This window comes from Embleya sp. NPDC005971 (assembly GCF_040629175.1).
Taxonomy (GTDB): domain Bacteria; phylum Actinomycetota; class Actinomycetes; order Streptomycetales; family Streptomycetaceae; genus Embleya.
Genome location: NZ_JBEXUX010000014.1, coordinates 118,242 through 134,582 on the forward strand (window position 1 = coordinate 118,242; position 16,341 = coordinate 134,582).

At 72.5% G+C, this 16,341-nt stretch carries 14 protein-coding genes; 10 read left to right on the forward strand and 4 right to left on the reverse strand.

Annotated elements, in window-relative coordinates; translation table 11 throughout:
- Nucleotides 1-42 precede the first annotated feature (42 nt).
- A complete protein-coding gene (locus ABZ374_RS15340; RefSeq protein ID WP_360310977.1) occupies nucleotides 43-1,122 on the forward strand; it encodes a LacI family DNA-binding transcriptional regulator in 1,080 nt (359 codons plus the stop codon).
- A gap of 89 nt (nucleotides 1,123-1,211) precedes the next feature.
- Here the strand turns inward: ABZ374_RS15340 and ABZ374_RS15345 are convergent, their stop codons facing one another.
- Nucleotides 1,212-2,438: an MFS transporter gene (locus ABZ374_RS15345; protein WP_360310979.1), complete on the reverse strand. Its 1,227-nt coding sequence runs from the start codon at nucleotides 2,436-2,438 to the stop codon at nucleotides 1,212-1,214.
- A gap of 38 nt (nucleotides 2,439-2,476) precedes the next feature.
- Between ABZ374_RS15345 and ABZ374_RS15350 the strand changes: the two genes are divergently transcribed.
- From ABZ374_RS15350 to ABZ374_RS15370, 5 genes are all read left to right on the forward strand, one after another.
- Entirely contained in the window at nucleotides 2,477-3,100 is a 624-nt protein-coding gene (locus ABZ374_RS15350) for a CGNR zinc finger domain-containing protein (protein ID WP_360310981.1), read from the forward strand.
- A 129-nt stretch (nucleotides 3,101-3,229) separates the two neighbouring features.
- Nucleotides 3,230-4,090 (forward strand): helix-turn-helix transcriptional regulator, encoded by an 861-nt coding sequence (locus tag ABZ374_RS15355; protein WP_360310983.1) that lies wholly within the window; start codon nucleotides 3,230-3,232, stop codon nucleotides 4,088-4,090.
- Between the two features lie 121 nt (nucleotides 4,091-4,211).
- Nucleotides 4,212-5,558, forward strand: a complete 1,347-nt coding sequence (locus tag ABZ374_RS15360; protein WP_360310985.1) for a sensor histidine kinase — start codon at nucleotides 4,212-4,214, stop codon at nucleotides 5,556-5,558.
- 53 nt (nucleotides 5,559-5,611) lie between these two features.
- Entirely contained in the window at nucleotides 5,612-6,256 is a 645-nt protein-coding gene (locus tag ABZ374_RS15365; protein ID WP_360311063.1) for a response regulator transcription factor, read from the forward strand.
- Nucleotides 6,257-6,503: 247 nt separating this feature from the next.
- Nucleotides 6,504-7,412, forward strand: coding sequence for a hypothetical protein (locus ABZ374_RS15370; RefSeq protein ID WP_360310987.1), 909 nt, complete (start codon nucleotides 6,504-6,506; stop codon nucleotides 7,410-7,412).
- Between the two features lie 29 nt (nucleotides 7,413-7,441).
- Here the strand turns inward: ABZ374_RS15370 and ABZ374_RS15375 are convergent, their stop codons facing one another.
- Nucleotides 7,442-8,248 carry a sugar phosphate isomerase/epimerase family protein gene (locus ABZ374_RS15375; RefSeq protein WP_360310989.1) on the reverse strand — a complete coding sequence of 269 codons (807 nt, stop codon included), beginning with the start codon at nucleotides 8,246-8,248 and terminating at the stop codon, nucleotides 7,442-7,444.
- A gap of 414 nt (nucleotides 8,249-8,662) precedes the next feature.
- Between ABZ374_RS15375 and helR the strand changes: the two genes are divergently transcribed.
- Nucleotides 8,663-10,840 carry an RNA polymerase recycling motor ATPase HelR gene (gene helR, locus ABZ374_RS15380; RefSeq protein WP_360310991.1) on the forward strand — a complete coding sequence of 726 codons (2,178 nt, stop codon included), beginning with the start codon at nucleotides 8,663-8,665 and terminating at the stop codon, nucleotides 10,838-10,840.
- Nucleotides 10,841-10,921: 81 nt separating this feature from the next.
- On the opposite strand, the gene ABZ374_RS15385 is transcribed toward helR, so the two are convergent.
- The gene (locus ABZ374_RS15385; protein ID WP_360310993.1) at nucleotides 10,922-12,295 is read right to left on the reverse strand and encodes an MFS transporter; all 1,374 of its coding nucleotides are present in this window, start codon (nucleotides 12,293-12,295) and stop codon (nucleotides 10,922-10,924) included.
- Between the two features lie 172 nt (nucleotides 12,296-12,467).
- On the opposite strand from ABZ374_RS15385, the gene ABZ374_RS15390 reads away from it, so the two are divergent.
- The gene (locus ABZ374_RS15390; protein WP_360310995.1) at nucleotides 12,468-13,475 is read left to right on the forward strand and encodes a LysR family transcriptional regulator; all 1,008 of its coding nucleotides are present in this window, start codon (nucleotides 12,468-12,470) and stop codon (nucleotides 13,473-13,475) included.
- A gap of 168 nt (nucleotides 13,476-13,643) precedes the next feature.
- A complete protein-coding gene (gene glsA / locus ABZ374_RS15395; RefSeq protein WP_360310997.1) occupies nucleotides 13,644-14,999 on the forward strand; it encodes a glutaminase A in 1,356 nt (451 codons plus the stop codon).
- Nucleotides 15,000-15,030: 31 nt separating this feature from the next.
- Here the strand turns inward: glsA and ABZ374_RS15400 are convergent, their stop codons facing one another.
- The gene (locus tag ABZ374_RS15400; protein ID WP_360310999.1) at nucleotides 15,031-15,654 is read right to left on the reverse strand and encodes a dihydrofolate reductase family protein; all 624 of its coding nucleotides are present in this window, start codon (nucleotides 15,652-15,654) and stop codon (nucleotides 15,031-15,033) included.
- 166 nt (nucleotides 15,655-15,820) lie between these two features.
- On the opposite strand from ABZ374_RS15400, the gene ABZ374_RS15405 reads away from it, so the two are divergent.
- Nucleotides 15,821-16,318: a cupin domain-containing protein gene (locus tag ABZ374_RS15405; RefSeq protein WP_360311001.1), complete on the forward strand. Its 498-nt coding sequence runs from the start codon at nucleotides 15,821-15,823 to the stop codon at nucleotides 16,316-16,318.
- Nucleotides 16,319-16,341: the final 23 nt, after the last annotated feature.

The window sequence follows — 16,341 nt, forward strand, 5'->3', positions numbered from 1 at the left end:
CGGACAGTCGGGTATCCGCTTTCCAATCGCTACCATGTGCGTATGTCCGCGCCCACGCCGATCCCGACCCCCGACGCGCCCCTGCCACGTCCGACGGGCCCGGTCACCCTTCAGCAGGTCGCCGAGCGTGCCGGCGTGTCCTCGGCCACCGCCTCCCGTGCCCTGCACGGCAGCAGCGGCACCCGAATCGTGGGGGAGGAACTGCGCCGCCGCGTCCTGGACGCCGCCCGCGAGCTGCGCTACGTCTCCAACGCGCCCGCCCAGGCGCTGGCCCGGTCGACGACCAGCGTGGTCGGCGTCGTGGTGCACGACGTGGCCGACCCGTACTTCGCCGCCATCGCCGCCGGCGCGATGGGCGTGGCCCGCGAACACGGCCTGCTCGTCATGCTTGCCGCGACCTTCCGCGACCCGGAACTCGAACTGGACTACCTGGCCCGCCTCCGCGCCCAACGCGCCCGTGCGGTGGTCCTGGCCGGCAGTGGTTTCGCCGATCGCGATTTCACCCGGCGGCTGGCCGCCGAGGTGGACGCCTACCGCGCCGACGGTGGCCACGTGGTCGCCGTCGGTGAGCACGGCATCGCCTCGGACACGGTCCGCCCCGCCAACCGGTCCGGCGCCGCGTTGGCCGTGCGGCACCTGCACGACCTCGGCCATCGCGACTTCGGCATCGTCTCCGGACCACGCGCGCTGACCACCGTGCGCGATCGCCTCGACGGCGCCCGCCGACAACTCCGCTCCCTGGGCGTGCCGTTGCCGCCGGCACAGGTGATCGACGGCGGCTTCACGCGGGAGCAGGCCCGCGTCGCCGCCCGCACCCTGCTGACCCGCGCCCCCGACCTGACCGCGATCGTCGTCCTCAACGACGTGATGGCCGCCGGCGTCCTGGCGGCCCTTCGCGACGACCTGGGCCTGCGCGTACCCGACCAGGTCTCGGTCGTCGGCTTCGACGACCTGCCCTTCGCCGCCGACCTCAACCCCCCACTGACCACGGTCCGCCTACCCCTGGCCGACATCGGCGCCCGAGCGATGGACATGATCCTCACGGGGCCCACCATCGAACCCCGCACCCTCGACCTGGACACGGAACTCATCCTCCGCAACAGCACGATGCCGCCGCGGTAGGTCGGCGAACCGGCTCGCCGCCGACCCCGCTCGCTGCCGGCCTTCGGGGCGGCATTCGTATCCGAGCCCGCCTGGCGCCCGTATCGGTATCAGCGTTCGCCTCCGTCGCACGCCCGCACTCGCCTCTGCGTCGACCCGAACCGGCACTCGGGCCCGCGCACTCGTATGTAGGCCGAGGCTGCGAGACATTCGAACAGGGTTGCGGCGTACAGCGGCAGCGGGTGTCGGGCCGGGGCCAGGAGGGCGGTCAGGGTTGCGCCGAGGGCGAAGGTGGTGATCTTCAGGCTTGCGCCGGTGGTGAAGATGCGGCTGCGGAGGGGGACCGGGGCTTCGCGGTGGCGGATTGCGAAGAGGGCCGTGAGTTGTGGGCCTTCACCGACGCCGACGAGCACCATCGCGGCGATCGTTGGGATCGGGCGGCCGGTCGCGGCGAGCAGGAAGGCGCCGGCCAGGAGCAGAGGGCTGCACCACATGACGGTGTCCGGGGGGACCGCGTGCGGGCGGCGGGCGAGGAGGGCGTTGGTGGTCAGGGCCGAGGCGGCGACGACCGAGAGCAGGATCGTGCCGTGGGCGGCGGAACCGAAGGTGCGTTCACCCGCCACCGGGCTGTACGCGACCAGGATGCCTTGGCCCACGCAGGACGACATCGACGCGGCCGTGGCCCGGGCCAGCGGCGGGGTGCGAAAGACCGCACGGAATCCGGCGGCCAGGTCGGTGCCGATCGACGTGGTCGGCGTCGCTCGCCGAGCGTGGTCCCGGGGCGGGGGCAACGTCCGGGCCGAAGGCAGCGCGAGGCAGATCAGTGCCGCCGAGGTGAGCACCGCGACGTCGGCGCCGGCCAGGCCGGCCACGATGCCGGCCAGGGCCGGGCCGGTCAGGCCGGCCAGGTTGAAGGTCATCGCGTCGAACGCGGTGGCGCGGGGCAGGCTTGCGGCCGGTACGACGCGGGGCAGCTGCGAGGTCCAGCCACCGGCCAGGGCCGGAGCCGCCAGGCCCGCCGCCGCCGCGATCACCAGGACGACCGGGAGCGGAACCGGCCCCAGAGACCACACGATCACCCCGAGCGCCGCCGCATAACCGGCCAACGCGCCGGCAAGCAACAGGCCGGGTCGCGCGGAGCGATCCAACAGCACGCCGAAGACCGGGCCGCCGAGGGCCGCGGTCGCGGTGACGCACGCGAGCAGCGCCGATCCCACGGCCGCCGACCCGGTGAGCGCGTACCCGGCCAGGAGCAGCGCCGGCCCCGACATCTCGTCGCCGGTGCGTGCGGCCGCCGCCCCCACCGTGTATGACCACATCCCGTAACGCTTTGTCATCTTGTGCACGTTACGCAGGTAACTCAATCCTCCACCAGATGCGTTACATTCTCCCCGTGCCCTCGTCCCCTCCGAACCCGAACCGAAATCCGAACCCCGACCGATCCACCCGCCACTCGATCGAAGCCGTGGCCCGCCGAACCGTGGCCCTGGTCAACGCCCTCACCGGAGACGATCCGGCGACGGACCAGGCCCCGACGACGCCGTCGCCGGAGTCCCTCGCGGCGCTCCTGCGCGCCCACGGCGAACCCGACCCCGTCGAGCTGACCCCGACCGACGTCACCGATCTGCACGCCGCCGCGGTTCTGCTGCGCACGGTCTTCGTCGCCCAGGACGTCGACACCGCCGCGTCCGCGCTCAACCGGCTGCTGCGCCGTGGTCGAGGGACTCTGCGGCTCACCTCGCACGACGGGCGCGGCCCTTGGCATCCGCACCTGGACGGGGACGACGATGCACCGTGGGGCGAGTGGTTCCTCGCCTCGTCGTGCCTGGCTCTGACCATCCTGGTGTGGGATCGACAACGGCCGCCCGGCGGCGTCTGTGCATCCGGTACCTGCCGGCGCGTGTTCACCAACGAGGGCAGTGGCCGGCCCCGCCGCTACTGCTCTCGTCGCTGTGCCACCCGCGAGCGGGTGGCCGCACATCGGCGGGCCCACGCGTAGACGTACCGGCCGCAGCCACACCGCGACCGCAGCAGCAACACCGGCGCCGGCAGTGGCGCCAACGTCGGCGCCGGAACCGGCAACCCTTGGACCCGACACGCACCCCTCCGTTTTTGTGACAATCGGGGAGTGACGTCACCACATCCGCTCGGAGAGTTCCTGCAAGCCCGCCGTGCCCGCCTCCAGCCCGGCGACGTCGGGCTGCCGGCGGCCATCGGCCTGCGTCGGACCCAGGGGCTGCGCCGGGAGGAGCTGGCCGCGCTCGCGGGATTGAGCATCCAGTACTACACGCGCCTGGAGCAGGGTCGGGAGAACAATCCCGGCGGTGCAGTCCTGGACGGTCTCGCGGCGGCGCTGCGGTTGACCGAGGAGGAGCACGCGCACCTGTACATGCTGGCCAACCATGAGGACGAGCGGGTGTCGGCCGAGGGTGCGCCGGCGGATCGGGAGACGCGGCCGGGAATCCTCGCCCTGCTGGAGCGGGTTCGACCCTGGCCCGCGTGTCTGCTCACCCGGACCGGCGACGTCCTGGCCGCCAACCCCGAGGCGTTCGTGCTGTTCCCGGGGTTGGCCCAGTGGTCGCCCGACCGGTGGAACATGATGCGGTATCTGTTTCTGCACCCGGCCGCGCGGGACCTGTTCGTCGACTGGGAGGGTGTCGTGTCGGGCGCCACCACCCAGTTGCGCACGCTCGTGGCGGCCGATCCCCGGGATCGCGCACTCACCGCCTTGGTCGAGGAACTCACGGCGCAGAGCCCGGAGTTCGCGACCCACTGGCAACGTTACGAGGTCCGGCGCGGGGACCTCGACCGGGCGACCTACCACCATCCGCAACTCGGCGAGTTCACCCTCGCGTTCGAGGTGTTGCGGATGGAGGGCGGCCGACGCCTCCTCATCCACCAGCCGGTGGAACAGAACGAGGCGGGCCGTCGGCTCCTGCGCGAACTGTCCCGCCTCGCCGCGACGAACGACCCACCCAAAATGCCCTAGCCACACCCGAGGTCCGCTTCGACGCCCTCGCGGGGGGCAGCCGACGGAAGCCCCCGTACAGCCGCACCGCCCGAACAGGCGTACCGCCCAAGCCGCCGCACCGCCGTATTAGCGTAGGCCCATGACCAAGTCGCTCCCCACCACAGCAGCGCGCGGTCGGTGGTGGTCGGGCGCCGAGGTCCTTTTCCGCACGGGGCGGCAGACCCTCATCCGGTCGTTCTACCTGCTCACCGCGCCGGTGACCGCCGCGGCCGGCCTCCTGGCCGTCCTCGGCGGGGCGGTCGTCGCGACGCTCGGTCTGCTGCTGCCCGGTGGTTCGCCGGTCGTGGCCCGCGCGATGGCCCCGGCGCGCAGGTGCGCCGACCTGGAACGGTGGCGCATCGCCAAGGTGCGCCCCCCGACCCCGGAGCGCGAACACCTCGACCCGCCGCCGAAGCCGCAGGCCCGCGGCGCCGCCGGGGCCGCTGCCGGGGCGTGGCTGGACGCGGCGCACGCGGTGGTGGCGTTCCCGGTCGCCCTGGTCACCGCGACGGTGACCGCACTGTGGTGGTTCGTCGCTTTCGCCTGCGCCACCTGTGCGCTGCGCTACGAGTACGCGCCGCCCGGGTCGCTGCAACCGTTGTCCCTGACCGCGGGCGGCACCGAGTCGCACGTCTCGGTGAGCCTGGGTCTGTTGTCGCCCACCGATCGGGTCGCCTTCGGGACCACGGTCGGCCTGCTCCTGCTGTGTGCGCTGCCGTCGGCGATCAGGGCGTGCACCACCATCCAGGCCGGCCTGGGGCAGGCGCTGCTCTTCGACGTGTCCGCGTTGCATCGCCGGATCAGCGGGTTGGAGCAGGAGCGCGACACCGCCCGCGCGCAGACCGTCGCCGCGGTGACGGCCGAGACGACCGCACTGCGCCGGCTGGAGCGCGACATCCACGACGGTCCCCAGCAACGACTGGTCCGCCTGGCGATGGAACTGGGGCGGGCCGAGCACTACCTCGACAGCCGGCCGGAGACCGTTCGGGCGGCCCTCGCCGACGCGATCGTGCAAACCCGTGAGGCGCTGGACGAGTTGCGGGCGTTGTCGCGCGGCATCGCCCCGCCGATCCTGGTCGACCGCGGCCTGAACGAGGCGCTCGCCGCCCTGGCCGCGCGCTCCACCGTCCCCGCCGAACTCGATACGGTTCCGCTGGAGCGTCGGCCCGCCGCCGGCGTCGAGACGGCCGCGTACTTCGTGGTCGCGGAGAGCCTGACCAACGTGGCCAAGCACAGCCACGCGCACCGGTGCACGATCGAACTACGCCACAGTGGGGGAAGCTTGCGGGTTCGGGTGACGGACGACGGGGTGGGCGGCGCGGCGTCGGCCAAGGGACACGGACTGCGCGGTCTGGACGAGCGGCTGCACGCGGTCGGCGGTCGGCTGGAGATCGACAGCCCCGCCGGCGGCCCCACGACGATCATCGCGGAGCTGCCGTGTTGCTGACCCCGGGCGACGCGGCGTCCGAATCCGCACCGGATGCCATGGTCCGCCGTTCGTTGCGGATCGTCGTGGCCGACGACTCGGTACTGCTGCGCGAGGGCCTGATCCGCCTGCTCGTCGAGGAGGGTCATCGGGTGTCTGCCGCCGTCGGCGACGGTCCCGCCCTGGTCGAGGCGGTCCTCGAACACCGTCCGGACGTGTCGATCGTGGACGTACGGATGCCGCCGACCCACACGGACGAGGGCCTGCGCGCGGCGATCGCCGCCCGCGCGCAGCTCCCCGGAACCCCGATGCTGATGCTCAGCCAGTATGTGGAGGCGTCCTACGCCGGCGAGCTGCTCGCGGACGGCTCCGGTGCGATCGGGTACCTGCTCAAGGACCGGGTCGCCAGGATCGCCGAGTTCCTGGACGCGCTGGACCGGGTCGCGCAGGGCGCGACCGTACTCGACCCCCAGGTCGTCGCCCGGTTGCTCACGGAGCAGCGTCGGGACAGCCCGGTGAGCGCCCTGACCCCTCGCGAACGGCAGATCCTGGCGCTGATGGCCGAGGGCTGCTCCAATACCGCGATCGCTCGGCAACTGGTCGTCTCGGCCAGCGCGGTGGAGAAGCACATCGGCAACATCTTCGCCAAACTCGGCCTGCCGCCCGACGACACGCGACACCGCCGGGTCCTCGCCGTCCTCACCTACCTGAGCGGCTGACGGCGGTCCGCTCGCCGCGCGTTCGATCCCCAGGGCGTGCGCTTCCCCCGCCTCGGGGGTGTGGCCTGCCATACCCCCGAGTGTCCGGCCTGCTCCGGTGACCCGGCGGCGCGGGTGCGAAACCGTGGTCGGCATGACAGCGACACCACCCGACGCGGACCCGCCACGACCTCCGGCAGCCCTCGCACGAATCGCAGGCAGCCCCGATCGCACACGCGCCGCACCCGCCACGCCAACCGCACCCGCCATGCGCACCTCACGCGCCACATTCGCCACGCTCGTCGCCCTCGCCGCGGCCCTGCTCGTCGCCCTGTTCCTCGTCCCGGGCCTGGTGGCGGCGAGGGGGTCGGGCGGCGACTCGCTCGACGAGGGCAACCTCGCCGCATCCTTCCGCACGGAGTTCGTCCGGTACTGGAATGCCGGCAACCGGGACTTCACCCCCGGCATGGAGCGGGTGGTCGACTACTGGTTCCGCTATCACGCGGCCAAGGCCGTGGTCGCCGCGCTGCTGCTGATCGTGCTCGGTGTGCTCGGCGTGCTCCTCTGGCGGGCATTCCTGCGGGCCGACGGCCTCGGGGCGGGCGGGAGGGCGGCCCTCGGGTCGGCCGGCGTCCTCGTCGGGATGCTCACCTTGTTCGCGGCGGTGGTGCTGGTGGCCAACATCCAGGGCGCGGTGGCGCCTTTCGCCTCGCTGTTGGCGATGTTGCCGGCCGGCAAGCCGAAGGGGGAACTCGCCGTGATCCTCACCCGGATCAGGGAGCAACTGGCCGCGCCTTCGGGCACGGCGGGTACGGGGACGGGTACCGGTGCGCAAACCCCGCCGCCCCTCGACCTGATGATCGACGACTTCGCCCGATACCACGCCGCGATGGCCGTGCTCGGTGCGATCGTGGTGATCGCCCTCATCGGCCTGAGCGTGCTGTCGTACCGGCGGTTCGCCCGAACCAAACCGTCCGCCCGAACCAAGCCGTCCGCCGGAACCGACCCCGCCGCCCGAACCGATCCGTCCGCGCGGCGAACAAGGCGGCTGCTGGGCTCGTTCGGCGTCCTCGCGATGCTCGCGGCGCTCGTCGTGGTCGTCGTCGTGGTGGCGAACATCGGCAACGCCACCGACCCGAAGCCGGGGCTCGCGGCCCTGTTCGACGGCGGCTGGTGATCGACCTCCCGTCGTGCGGGTGAATACGGCTACCCGATCGCCGAGCCGAAGCGGTTCACCCACTCCGCGGCTCCGGGCAACACCTCGTCCAGCGGGGCGACCTCCGGATACCAGGCCCGCTCCCACTCCAGTGACACCCAGCCCTGCCACCGGTGTTCGCGCAGGGTGGTGCCGATGGTGGTGAGCGGTACGGACCCGGTGCCCAGCGGGACCGGCGTGGTGTCGGTGGCGGACGCGGCGTCCTTGATCTGGACGTAGCGCAGCAGCCCGGCCAGGGCCTCGGCCGTGTCGCCGGGCTGCTCGCCGTGCCGCCACGGGTGCAACGCGTCCCAGATCACCCCGACCGCGCCCGCGAACGGTCGGACCAGGGACGCGACCGCCGCGCCGGTCGGGTGCGAGTCGTGGGTCTCCACCAGCATGGTGACCCCGCGCGCGGTCGCCTCCGGCAGCAGCAGCGCGAGCCGGTGCCCGGCGCGTTCGGCGTCCCCGTCGCCGGTGCCGCCGGGGAAGATCCGCACGGCGGGCGCGTTCAGGTCGTGGGCCAGGTCGAGGAGTCGGCTGATCGAGGACACCACGATCGGGTCGGGCGTGGGCGCGCAGATGCCGGCGTAGCCGGCCAGGCACGGTACCGCGAGGTCGGCGTCGGCGATGCGGGCGCGGATCACCCGGCGTTCGTCGACCGGCAGGTCCAGGTGTACGAACTCGTCCTGGTGTACCCGCAGTTCCAGTCCGGTACAGCCGTGCCGTCGGGCCCGGGCGAGGTGTTCGTGCAGGGGGCGGCCGGGTGCGCCGAGTGTGCTGAACGCCCACTGTTTGGCCTGCTCGGGTGTGCTCACGCGTCCTCGACTCCCTCGCCCGGCGCCACGCCACCGATCGGCTTGGCGGACCCGCCGCCCGGTAAGCGCTTTCCATACGGAGGTTAGATCGCCGTCGGATTGCCGGTCAAGCACACCCCGCCCGACACACCGCTCGGAACCGCGCCCGTATCCGTACGCTCGTGTTCCGTCCGTCGCCGACTCCGGTGCCGGGCCCGGAGGTCGTCTCGACAGGGTCGCCAGGGTCGTCCGGCCCCGCATGCGACGACCACACACGACCGCCACACACAAAAAAGGGCGAAGGAACATGTGTCCCCCGCCATTAACAACTTATAACGCACCGGGGGCCTTGCGGCAAGGCCCCCGTCGTACCGCAGAATCATCGACCTGAGCCCGAACATGGGCCGGAATCTGCGGATATAGGAGAGTCACTACGTGCGTGTGCATGCCGTGAACACCCCGACCACCACCATCGCCGGCAGCGCGTTCGACCTCCCCGACCGTCTCTCCGCCAAGGCCGACCCGGCGCTGATCGCCGACGACGAGTTGCACTTCGCGGCCATCGCGGAGTGCCTGGAAGAGTCCGTCGCCGAACTGTCCGCCCGCCTCGACGCCGAGCGCAAGTCCCCCGGCGGCAAGGGCCGGCAGGCGATGGACCGGGACAGCGAGATCCACCGGCTGACCACCCGCCTGCGGGCCCTGCGCCGCTTCGGCCTGGACCTGTGCCTCGGACGCATGGTCGGCACGGACGACGCCGAGCCGGTCTACGTCGGCCGCCTCGGCCTCACCGACAGCGCCGGCCGCCGGCTGCTGATCGACTGGCGCACACCGGCCGCCGAGCCGTTCTTCGGCGCCACCCACGGCAACCCGATGGGCCTGGCCAGCCGGCGCCGCTATCGCTGGACCCGCGGCCGGATCGGCGACTACTGGGACGAGGTGTTCGGCGCGGACGCCTTCGACGGGCACGCCGCGCTGGACGACCAGTCCGCCTTCATCGCCAGTCTGGGCGGCAACCGCTCGCCCCGGATGCGCGACGTGCTCGGCACCATCCAGGCCGACCAGGACGCGATCATCCGCGCCGGATCGCGCGGCGCTCTCGTGGTCGACGGCGGGCCGGGCACCGGCAAGACCGTCGTCGCCCTGCACCGCTCCGCCTACCTCCTCTACGCCGACCCTCGCCTGGGTCACCGGCGGGGCGGCGTACTGTTCGTCGGCCCGCATCAGCCCTACCTGAACTACGTCGCCGACGTGCTCCCCAGCCTGGGTGAGGAGGGCGTGCAGACCTGCACCCTGCGGGACCTCGTCGTCGAGGGCGCCGAGGCCGGGGTGGAGGCCGACCCGGAGGTGGCCCGGCTGAAGTCGTCCGCGGACCTGGTGCGGGCGATCGAGAAGGCCGTCGCGTTCTACGAGGAACCGCCCACCAAGGGGATGACGGTCACCACCCACTGGTCCGACATCCGGCTGACCGCCGGCGATTGGGCCGAGGCGTTCGACGCGGCGGAACCCGCCGCCGCGCACAACGAGGCGCGCGAGCAGATCTGGGAGGAACTGCTCACCATCCTGGTGGACAAGCACGACGACGACGAGGTCTCGGACGACCTGCTCCGCAGGTCCCTGTCGCGGAACCGGGAACTGTTGGCCGCCTTCAACGCCGCCTGGCCGCTGCTGGAGGCGACCGACGTGGTCGGCGACCTGTGGTCGGTGCCCGCGTACCTGCGGATGTGTGCTCCCTGGCTCGGCGCGGACGAGGTTCGTCGGTTGCAGCGCGGGGACGTCCGGGCCTGGACGGTGTCCGACCTGCCGTTCCTGGACGCGGCCCGGCTGCGGCTCGGCGATCCGGAGGCGGCGCGCCGCAAGCGCCGACACAAGGCCGCCGTCGCCGCCGAACGCGAGCACATGTCGCACGTGGTCGACGCGCTGCTGGAGGCCGACGACGACGGCGAGGGCGCGGTGACGATGCTGCGCGGCGAGGACTTCCGGGCGTCCCTGGTCGACGAGTCCGCCCAGCCCGGCGTCGAACCGGACCTGCTCGCCGGTCCGTTCGCGCACGTCGTCGTGGACGAGGCCCAGGAACTCACCGACGCGGAGTGGCAGATGTTGCTGCTGCGCTGCCCGTCCCGAAGCTTCACCATCGTCGGGGACCGTGCCCAGGCCCGGCACGGCTTCACCGAGTCGTGGCAGGAACGCCTCGAACGCGTCGGGCTCGACCGGATCAACCTGGCCTCCCTGGGCGTCAACTACCGGACGCCGGAGGAGATCATGACCGAGGCCGAGCCGGTCATCCGGGCCGTAATCCCGGACGCCAACGTGCCGACCTCGATCCGCAGCAGCGGTGTTCCCGTCGCGTACGGCTCCGCCGCGGAGCTGACCTCGATCCTGGACACCTGGCTCGCCGGCCATGCCGAGGGAATCGCCTGCGTCATCGGCGACCCCACCTTCCGGTCGACGCCCCGCGTCCGGTCGCTGACCCCGGAGCTGTCCAAGGGGCTCGAATTCGACCTGGTCGTCCTGATCGACCCAAAGGCGTTCGGCGGCGGAATCGAAGGGGCGGTCGACCGCTATGTCGCGATGACCCGGGCGACCCGACAACTCGTCATCCTCACGAGCGCCTGAGCCGGCCCGGAGGAACGCCCGCCCCGGCCGCGTCGAACGGCGGGGCGGGCCCGGGATTCGAGGGCAGGGGCAGGAACCGGGTCAGCGCCGCCGACCCACCGCGAGCGTCATGGCCGCACACAGTACGCCCGGCAACAGCAGCGCCCAGGCCAGGTCGTGCGGGTCGGCCGCGCCGTCGACGCTGACGAAGGCGCCCATCGCGGCGACGCCGACCGTCGCGCCGATCTGGCGGACCGCGTTGAGGAGGCCGCCGGCGGCGCCCGCCGTGCCCTCGGGGGCCGTGGTGATCACCGTGGTGACCAGCGCGGGGAGCGCGAAGGAGACGCCGAAGCCGGTGCACAGCAGGCCGATGGCCAGGACCGGGTAGGCCGACCCGGTCAGTACCGCCGCGGTGAACACGACGCTGCCCGCGGTCAGCAGGCCCAACCCGGCCAACATCGGCCCACGCGCTCCCGAGGCGGCCACGATCCGGCCGGTGAGCAGCGGGTTGACCGCGAACGGCAGGGTCATCGGCAAGAACGCGACGCCGGTCTCCAGCGGCGACATGTGCAGGTTCTGCCGAAACAGCAGCGGCAGGACGAACAGCAGCCCGGTCATGGTGAAGTTGACCGCCGCCCCCGCGAGCAACGCGGACACCGTGTTCCGCGAGCGCAGGATCGCCCGGGCCGGCACCGGGTCGGGGCTGCGCCGCTCGGACCCGGCGAACAACAGTCCCGCCGCCACCGCGCCCGCGCCCGAGGCGATCGCGTGGGTCGTGGCGCCGGAGCCCGCCGCGATCAGTGCGTCGGTGGCCAGTCCGAGGGCCACGCACGCGACGAGTTGGGAGGTCCAGTCGATCGGCCGGACACCCTTCGGGCAGCGCGCCGTTCGCCCGGCGGTCAGCGCGAGGGTGAGCGCGGCGAGCGGTACGTTGATCAGGAAGATGGCCCGCCAGCCGAAGGCGTCGACCAACACGCCGCCGGCGATCGGTCCCACCGCGAGCGCGGCGCCGCTGAGTGCGGCCCACACCGCGACCGCCCTGGCGCGCTCGGCCGGCACCGGATACAGCGTGGTGACCATCGCCATCGACGCGGGTACGCACGCGGCGGCGGCCACACCGAGCAATCCGCGCAGGGCGACCAGGGTCCACAGGTCCGGCGCCCACGCGCTGAGCAGCGAGCCGAGGCCGAACACGACGATGCCCACCCGGAACGCCCGATGCGCACCGAACCGGTCGGCCACCGCGCCCGCCGTCAACAGCAGCGCGCCGAACACGACGGTGTACCCGGACACCACCCATTGCAGACCGGCCACCGAACTGCCCAGCGACCGGGCCAGATCCGGCTCGGCGACCGACAACACGGTCAGGTCGAGCAACACCATGAAATAGCCGAGCGCGATGCCGAGGAGGGCGACCGTACGCGAACGCGCCGTCGGCGTGGGCCGGGTGGACAGGGGTGAATCGACGACGGACATCGAGGTTCTCCAGGAATGGAAGGGGTGACCACGACCGAGAACACGCCCGAGGTGTCGGCGATCGGAATGGGGTCGAGGGCAACCACTGTGTGGGCGCGCCCGATTCGACTCGACCGGCTGGGCCGCATGCCCCGTTCGGAATATCCGAATGCCCGCCCGGGGTTGCCGGACCATGGAATTTCGGCAACTCCGCACGTTCGAGACGGTCACCCGCACCGGGACCGTCACCGCCGCCGCCAACGTGCTCGGCATCGCGCCCTCGTCGGTGTCGGAACAGATCCGGGTGCTGGAGAAGTCGGTCGGCGTCGCGTTGTTCGACCGAGGCCCCCGGGGCATGACGCTGACGCCGGCCGGGGAGCGCATGCGCGACTGGGCCCATCGTCTGCTCGACCAGGCCGAACAGGCGCGCCGCGAGGTCGCGGAGGCCGCGCCGCTGTTGCGGCTGGGCGCGTTGGAGAGCATCGCCGCGACGCACGTGCCGCCGGTGCTGGCCCGGCTCGCCGCGCGTCGGCCCGACCTGCGGGTCCGGGTGGCTTCGGACCGAACGCGCGACGAGCTGCTGGGCGAGGTGGCCGCCGGCCGCCTGGATGCGGCGCTGGTCCTGGACACCGGCACCTGGCTCGGCGAGCTGGGCTTCGAACCGCCGCCGGCCGCCCTGGCGTTCGTCGACCTGGAGCCGGTCCCACTGGCCCTGGTCGCGGCGCCGGGCCATCCGCTCGGGGGCCGGGCCCGGATCGCCGGCGAGGATCTGCGCGGGCACCGGCTGCTGGTCAACGCGGCGGCCTGCTCGTTCCGCCTGGCCGGTGATCGACTCCTGGGCGCGGAGGTGGAACAGGTCCGGGTCGGCGGTGTGGCGGTCATCCGGGCCTGGACCGAACAGGGCCTGGGAGTGGCCCTGTTGCCGTTCTTCGCGGTGGCCGACCAGCTTGCCGCCGGGAGCTTGATCCGGCTCGCCCTGGACGCCCCCGATCTGACCCTGCGTCTGGTCTGGCGCCCGGACCGGGAATCCCTCCCCGGCCTCCGCGAAGTCCTCTACGCGGCGGCGGCTCCCACTTCGAGTCCCGGCCCCGGCTCGGTTGCCGACCCGGCTCCCCACCCGGCTGCCGCCCCCGGCCCGGCCTCCGCGCCGACGCCCGCCCGCGCCGTCGCGACCACCACCACGGCGCTCCCGGCGCGCTGACCCGACACGACCCGACCCGCACCGCCGTCCGGCCCGGCGACCGAGCCGGCGGCGTTTACGTTCCGGGGTTGGCGGTCACTGTCCGTTGCGGAGCCGGTGGGCGGTGGATGGGAGTGCGATGGTGCAGCGACGACGGGAAGTCCCTCGGCGCCGGGGTGGGGCGGCGTCATGGACCCGGTGACCGCCTCCCTGGTCGAGATCCACGACCGGCTCGGCGCCGTCACCGACGGCGAAGTCGCGGACTACATCCCGCAGTTGGCCTCGGCCGACCCGCGCACCTTCGGGTTGGCGCTGGTCAGCATGTCCGGCCACTGCTACCGCGCCGGTGATACCGACGACCCGTTCAGCATCCAGTCCGTGTCGAAGCCGTTCGTGTACGCGCTCGCGCTGTCCGAGCTGGGCCCGGCCGAGGTGAGCCGCCGGGTCGGCGCGGAGCCCAGCGGCGAGGCGTTCAACGCGATCAGCCTCGAACCGGGCACCGGCCGCCCGGCGAACCCGATGGTCAACGCCGGCGCCATCGTGACCACCTCACTGGTCCCGGCCGCGGACGCCCGGGATCGTTTCGAGCGCATCCGCGCGTGCCTGTCCGCGTTCGCGGGCCGCTCCCTGGACGTCGACGAGGAGGTGTACCGCTCCGAGGCCGACACCGGCGACCGCAACCGAGCCCTTGCCTACCTGATGCGCGGCGCGGGGTCGTTGTCCGGCGACGTGGACGAGACCGTACGCACCTATTTCCGCCAGTGCTCGATCCGGGTGCACGTCGCCGACCTGGCGGTGATGGCGGCGACACTGGCCAACGGCGGCGTCAATCCGGTCACCGGCGACCGGGTGGTCGCCGAACCGGTGGCGGTGCGGGCACTCGCGGTGATGGCCACATGCGGCATGTACGACACCGCCGGCGAATGGTTGCTGCGGGTGGGCCTGCCCGCCAAGAGTGGGGTGTCCGGCGGCCTGATCGCCTGCAGCCCGGCGCGCTTCGGCATCGCCGTGCACAGCCCGCCACTGGACCGCGCGGGCAACCCGGTACGCGGCGTGATCGCGCTCACCGAACTCTCCGAACGCTTCGCCCTGCACCTGATGCACCAACCGGGCCGGCACATCGCGACCGTCACCGATGTCACCACCTCGCTCGACCACCCCTCCTACCGGGCCCGCACCCCGGCCCAGCGGGCCGTCCTGGACCGCGAGGGGCACCGCATCGTGGTCATCCGCGCCCAGGGCATGTTGGAATTCACCGAGACGGAACACCTGCTGCACGCGCTGCGCGAGTCGGTGCCGCCGGCACCGGGTTGGATCGTGTTGGACGTGGACCGGGTCACCGGGATCGCGGTCGGTGCCGCCGCGATGCTCGGCGCCGCCCTGGCCGATCTGGCCACCGCCGGTCACGAGCTCGCCATCGCGGCCCGGGAACCGCTGCTCGACCCGATCGCCGAGCCGGCACCGTGGGCCGCGTTCCGCAGCCGCGAGGAGGCCGTGGCCTGGTGCGAGGACCGACTCCTGGCGGCGGCACCACCGGCGGGGTGAGCGCGGTGGCCTTCGTCCCGGGAAACGCGGGCTATTCGAACTCGGGCCGCTCGTACGACCCGTACGTGGGCGCCCCGACCCGTTCGTAGGAGTCGATGACCACGCCGGTCCCGGTGGTGCGCGACCCGGTGAGGGTGAACGCGGTCGGCTGTAGATCGGGGGTGAACAGGCGCTTGCCCGTGCCCACGACGACCGGGAAGGTCAGCAGGTGCATCGTGTCGATCAGCCCGAGCCGGAGCAGCGCGCCGGCCAGGGCTCCGCTGCCGTGGATCTGCAGTTCACCGCCGTCGCGCTGCTTGAGCGCGGCCACCTCGCGGCCGAGATCGCCGCCGAGCAGCGTGGTGTTCGCCCAGTCGGCCGACGTCAGGGTGGCGGTGGGAACGTACTTGGGCAGTCTGTTCAGCCGGTCGGCGATCAGGTCGTCGGGGGCGGTCATCTTCGGCCAGTACGACGCGAAGATCTCGTAGGTGCGGCGTCCGAGCAGGAAGGCTTCCGCCCGGCCGATGACGTCGGTCATGAACCGCCCGAAGTCGTCGTCGCCGTAGGGCACCGACCAACCGCCGTGCTCGAACGCGCCGCTGGGGTCCTCCTCCGGCCCACCCGGCGCCTGGTAGATACCGTCGATGGTGAGGAAGGTGGTGAGGACGAGCTTCATGGCAGTGCCCTTCGTGGTTTCCGAGCCGTCACATGCTTCGACCGCCGGTCGGCCGGAAACTCATCGGTGCGGGAGGGATCCCTGCGAAGTTCCCACCACCCACGGCGGCAAACCACCTCGCGCGGCACCCACTCCGCGCGACCATCGGCGCACGAGGAGCCACCACATGTCGTATCCGATCTATCCCGAGGCCCGCTACCGGGGCGAGGGCGGCGAGGTCAGCGCCCGCTTCCGCCCCGCCGAGCATCCGCCCGAGCTGACCACGGCCGGGGCGACCTACCACTACCTGGCCACGACCGATTCCACCGACGGCGAGTACGGGCTGTACCGGGTGGACATGCACGCGGTACCCAGCGGCCCGAGCACGCACTTCCACCGGACCATCTCCGAGTCGTTCTTCGTGCTGTCCGGCACGATCCGGCTGTTCGACGGCGACGCGTGGCGCGACGCCAAGGCCGGTGACTTCCTGTATGTGCCGGTCGGCGGCCTGCACGCGTTCCGCAACGAATCCGGCGAGCCGGCCTCGATGTTGCTCCAGTTCGCGCCCGGGGCGCCACGCGAGACCTACTTCGAGGGCATTCCCGAGTTGGAACACCTCACCGACAAGGAACGCGCGCAGTTCTTCCTGCGCCACGACAACCACTGGGTGGACCTGGGCGGGTAGCGCGACGGCCACCGCATTCGCCG